Annotated in this window: 4 protein-coding genes; 2 read left to right on the top strand and 2 right to left on the bottom strand. The window is 62.6% G+C overall.

Going from position 1 to position 4,884, the window contains the following annotated elements; translation table 11 throughout:
- Positions 1–328: 328 nt before the first annotated feature.
- Positions 329–607 carry a winged helix-turn-helix transcriptional regulator gene (locus K728_RS0110225; protein ID WP_084442866.1) on the bottom strand — a complete coding sequence of 93 codons (279 nt, stop codon included), beginning with the start codon at positions 605–607 and terminating at the stop codon, positions 329–331.
- 630 nt (positions 608–1,237) lie between these two features.
- Between K728_RS0110225 and K728_RS0110230 the strand changes: the two genes are divergently transcribed.
- Complete coding sequence (locus tag K728_RS0110230; RefSeq protein WP_024476628.1) at positions 1,238–1,897, top strand: Type 1 glutamine amidotransferase-like domain-containing protein; 660 nt, start codon at positions 1,238–1,240, stop codon at positions 1,895–1,897.
- Between the two features lie 194 nt (positions 1,898–2,091).
- On the opposite strand, the gene K728_RS0110235 is transcribed toward K728_RS0110230, so the two are convergent.
- A complete protein-coding gene (locus K728_RS0110235) occupies positions 2,092–3,471 on the bottom strand; it encodes an alpha-amylase family glycosyl hydrolase (protein ID WP_024476629.1) in 1,380 nt (459 codons plus the stop codon).
- 236 nt (positions 3,472–3,707) lie between these two features.
- On the opposite strand from K728_RS0110235, the gene K728_RS0110245 reads away from it, so the two are divergent.
- A protein-coding gene (locus K728_RS0110245) for an IS3 family transposase (protein ID WP_116779319.1) occupies positions 3,708–4,855 on the top strand; the annotation gives its coding sequence in 2 pieces (ribosomal slippage) (positions 3,708–3,972 and positions 3,972–4,855; 1,149 coding nt in all).
- Positions 4,856–4,884 lie beyond the last annotated feature (29 nt).

Consider the following 4,884-nt stretch of genomic DNA (forward strand, 5'->3'; position numbering starts at 1 on the left):
CGGGAGCCGCCCTTCTCGCAGGGCTCGGTGTACTTGGCACCAGGGCTGCCCTTGCACCGGAGCACACAAGCATCTCCTCCCGTTTTTACACCGGCACCCTTCTCTGGGCATTCGCAGGTGTGATCATTGGCCAACGTCGACGCTCCTGGTCCGCAGCCGCAACAGCGGCCGGCGCTGCCACCGCGATCCTCGCCGTCACGGCACGCAACCGTTCGGAACCCTCTTCGAGCTGACAGGTGGTCCCGGGGCTGTGCTCAAACGGCTCACCGCGGGGCAGTAGCCGATCCCCTACCTCAAGCAATGTTGCTTGAGTCTGTGGTTGTGCTCGTCAGCACGGCTGTTTGGCGTCCGGCCCGTCCAGTTCGTCGTCGTAACGGCGACGTGCCTGCTCGATGAGCGGCATCTGCTCGGCGACCCAGTCGAGCATTACCTCTACCGGTGGCCGGAGGGTCTTATCGAGCGGGGTGATGCTGTATTCAACCGCCACGGGACGTGTGGTGAGGAGGACGCGGCGGATGATCCCGTTACGTTCCAACCGCCTCAAAGTGGCGGTGAGTGACTTTTGCGTCACTGCCGGGATGCTGCGCCTCAATTCGCTGAAGCGCATCGGCCGCTCGCACAACAAGGAGCACTTCGATGGCCGTTCACCTTTCTTCCCCCAAGACACTCATGCAGCCCGTCCCTTACCACCACGTTGCTGTCGCCACAGGTACCCGACACGTGCACGTATCGGGCCAGATCGCGCGCCCGTCCAACGGCGAGCCTGTGGCCTATAGACGCTGTGACGGATGAAATCGGCTTGCCCCTCCCGATGCCGCCCGCATCCCTTATCGGCGTCGATTACCTCTTCGAACCCGACCTGCGTGTCGAAGTTGAAGCAACCGCCATTCTTGATAGAAATTGCCTGGTTGGCTGCGGCGCAGACCTCGCGGGGCGACTAACCAACCCGCCCATGAGCTGATCCCCTCCGCGTCACGTGGTGTTCCTTTCCTATCGGATCAGCGATCGGCATCACCGGGATGGTAGGAAGGGATCGCGTGTGACTGATTCGTGCACTCTTATGGCTCGCCCGGATGAGGTCTGCACCCATGCCGAACTGTGGACAAAGTTTCACCAGCTGTGTACCTATTGAAGGGCCGAGCGAGGCCAGCAGACCTACCACATCGGCCGGTGAATTCCAGTCCGGTCCCGCGCCGTCAGGCACATCCACATCCGGACGCGAACTTCGGAGGAACGTTTGAAACTCTTGCTTACGTCAGGCGGCGTGACGAACCCGAGCATTCACTCGGCGCTCGTGCAGCTTCTCGACAAGCCGATCGGCCAATGCCATGCCTTGGTCGTTCCGACAGCGCAGTGGGGCCACCCGATGTGCGGACCGGCATCGGTGCGGGGCCTGCTGGCCGCCGAGCCCGACTTCCGTCACTTGTCCGGCCTGGGCTGGGCTTCCCTTGGAGTTCTTGAGCTCACCGCGCTGCCCACCATCGGCCAGGAGCGATGGATCCCCTGGCTTCGAGAAGCCGACGCGATATTGGTCGACGGCGGCGACGCGACCTACCTGTCTCATTGGATGCGGGAGTCCGGACTGGCCGAGCTGCTGCCGTCATTCCCAGACACTGTGTGGGTCGGAGTGAGTGCCGGAAGCATGGTGATGGCGCCCCGGATCGGCGAGCACTTCGTCGAGTGGCCCTCAGCGCCGGACGATCGCACGCTGGGGGTGGTGGACTTTTCCATCTTCCCTCACTTGAACGCTTTCCCAACCAATACACCGGCCCACGCCGAGCGCTGGGCCGCCGACGTCGGATGCCCTGCCTATGCCATCGACGAGCAGACCGCCATCATGGTTGTCGGTGGCTCCGTAGAGGTGGTCTCCGAAGGGCAATGGAAGAAGTTCGGGTGATAGGTACTGGGAGTGTGAAGGGCCTCGGCGCCTTCAATACGGCTGCCATCCCAGCTCTAGTGTCCACAATCGAAATGGTCATGGAACCGGCCCTAAGGCCTGACGTCGCGTCAGTGGCAACTGAATGCTGGTGCCCGCAAGGCACCTGCATCGGCTGCCGTACCCAAACAACGCTTAGGCACCATCAAGCCGTACTAGGCGTCAGCTAGGCCTAAAATGGCCCACCCCTTCGGAGGCAGGGTCAGCGAACCACCCGGGATGTCGAGCCCGCCCGCGCCGGCCAGAAGTTCGCGCGCCGCGGCCGGAAGCTCCAGCGTGACCGAAGTGTCCTCAAGATTCATTGCCACGAACAGGGCCTGACCGGCGTCGTGCACCTCGTAGAGCAGCTGTTCGTTGTTGAGCGTATGCACCCGGGTCCGGGATGCGTGCACCCAGTGGTTCCGGCGCCGCAGCCCGATCAATTCCCTGTGCAGGGTATACAGCGGTTGCCCGACGGCTGAGAGGTCGGCCGGGGAAGCGGGGAAGGCAGGACGAATGTCGTCGTCACCCCCGGCGCGATCCTCCTTGATGCCCCGGTAGCCCTGTTCATCGCCGTAGTAGATCACGGGAGTGCCCGGCAGGGTGAACAGCAGCACCAATGCGTGGGCCAGGCGACCCGACGGCGCCAGCCGGCTCGCTATGCGCGTAACGTCATGGTTGCCGATAAAGGTCAGCGGCACAAAGGTGTCCAGAAAGCTGTTGTGGCGCTCCAACGCGGCGGTCAGCTCATAGAAGTTCGCTTCCGCAAGTGAACTCCAGATCGCCTTCCACAGCTCGTACTGGGTGACTGAATTAAGGTGCCCGGCGCGGACGTCCTCAGGATAGTCACCGTGGATATACTCCCCCACAAAATAGGCCTCTGGGAACTCCGAGCGGACATCGTCAAGGACGCCAGCCCAGAACGACGACGGCACCGCATAGGCGGCGTCGAGGCGCCACCCGTCGGCACCGCGGCGAAGCCAGTGCTTCATCACACCTGCCACAAAATCCACCACAGCGGGCTGTTCATGGTTCAGTGCCACGAGGTGGTGGTGGCCTTCAAAGTCTTTATACCCGGGTTCAGTGCCCGGCACCCAGATGTCAGGCCAAGAGAAGCTGAACCAGTCCGCCGTCGGCGCCCCCGGCCCCTGCTCGAGCGCCTGGCTGAAGGGGGAGAAAGAGCGGCCAGTGTGGTTGAAAACCCCGTCAAGGAGGACCCGGATCCCGCGCGCGTGGGCCTGCCTGATTAGTTCGTCGAAGTCGGCATCGGTGCCGAACCGGGGATCAATGCGGTAATAGTCCGTGGTGTCGTAGCCGTGGGTTTCGGAGGCAAAAACCGGGCCCAGGGCGAGGCCGGAAGCGCCCATCTCGACGATGTAGTCGAGCCACTCCACCAGCTGCGTCAGACCGCGCGGTGCGGGAGCCGGATCCCCGCCGTCTGTGTGGCGCCGATCGGCGTCGTCCGATGTATGCCGGGCCGATTTTTCGGCTCCAGAAAAGCCCAGCGGATAGACCTGCCACCACACCACGTGCTCTACCCAGTCCGGCGTCCTCATGTGTGCTGGTCCTTTCGCGTGGTGGAGTGATGCCTTCTACAGTCTGTCACCAGCAACCTTGACACCCGGAAATCCGTGGCGCCATCGCTCATCGTCAGTCTCCCCTGCGAGTCTTACGCAGCATCGCCCGCGCGCCCCCTCTGTGGCTGTCTCCAGGTGGTTGGGTCCCCGGGTAGGAGTCCAGTGATTATGTGAGTTTCGCATCCGATAATGGGTGCAGGAGGAAATTCACCGATATGGCACGTAGACATACCCCTGATCAGGTCATCGCGAAGGTCCGGCAGGGCCAGAAGATGCTCAACGATGGACGGCCGATGATTGAGGTCGTGAAGGAACTGCAGGTTACCGAAGCGACCTGGTACCGGTGGCTGAACCAATACGGTTCCGAGCACAACGCCGGCCAGACCAAAGCGGTACGGGAGCTCGAGAAGGAAAACGCCCGGCTGAAGAAGCTGGTTGCGGAGAAGGAACTGACCATCGACATACTCAATGAGGTGGCGCGGGGAAAATTTTGAGCCCGGAACCTCGGCGGCGTGCGGTGCGCATGGCGCAGGAGAAGTTCGGGGCGTCCGAAAGACTCGCCTGCAAGATCCTGGGCCAGAACCGTTCCGCGTTGCGCAAGGGGCGGCCGGTCGCGAGCTTCGAAGACCACCGGCTGCGGGTCGATCTGAGGGCTGTTGCGGGGAAGCATCCGGCGTGGGGGTGGCGGAAGGCGCGCTGGCACCTACTCAGCCAGCCAGCCTGGCATGGGGTGGCCTTGAACGCGAAGCGGGTGCGCCGGCTGTGGCGACTCGAGGGACTTACCTGCAAGCCCAGGGCGCGAAAGAAGCGACGGACTGGGCCAGGGGCTGGTGAGCAGAAGCGGTTGGCTGCCCAGTATCCGATGCATGTGGTCAGCTTTGACTTCCAATCCGATGTGACCTCCTGCGGGCGCCATGTGAGATTCTTCAACGTCATCGATGAATACACCCGTACCGCCCTGGCCATCATCCCGCGGCGGTCTTTCACCGCGACGGATGTGGTCGCGGTGCTCGAGGACATCATCGCCGAAACCGGTGTCGTGCCGACGTATGTCCGCTCGGATAACGGGCCGGAATTTACCGCCGCGGCGCTGATCAGCTGGTGCCAAACCGCGGGGGTGGAGACCGCTTTTATTGACCCGGGGTCGCCGTGGCAGAACGGGTACGCCGAGTCATTCAACGCCCAATTCAGAAGGGAACAACTCACCGGGGAAATCATCGACACCCTGGCCGAAGCAAAGTACCTGGCCGATGAATGGAAACAGATCTACAATCATGAACGGCCCCATGGATCCCTCGATGGAATGACACCGTCGGCTTACTGGGAAAACTGGACCGCAGGAAACCAACTAGCTATCGCATAGCCACTGGACTGCTAACGGGGGCCCAACCA

The organism is Arthrobacter sp. CAL618 (assembly GCF_000468215.1).
GTDB lineage: Bacteria > Actinomycetota > Actinomycetes > Actinomycetales > Micrococcaceae > Arthrobacter_D.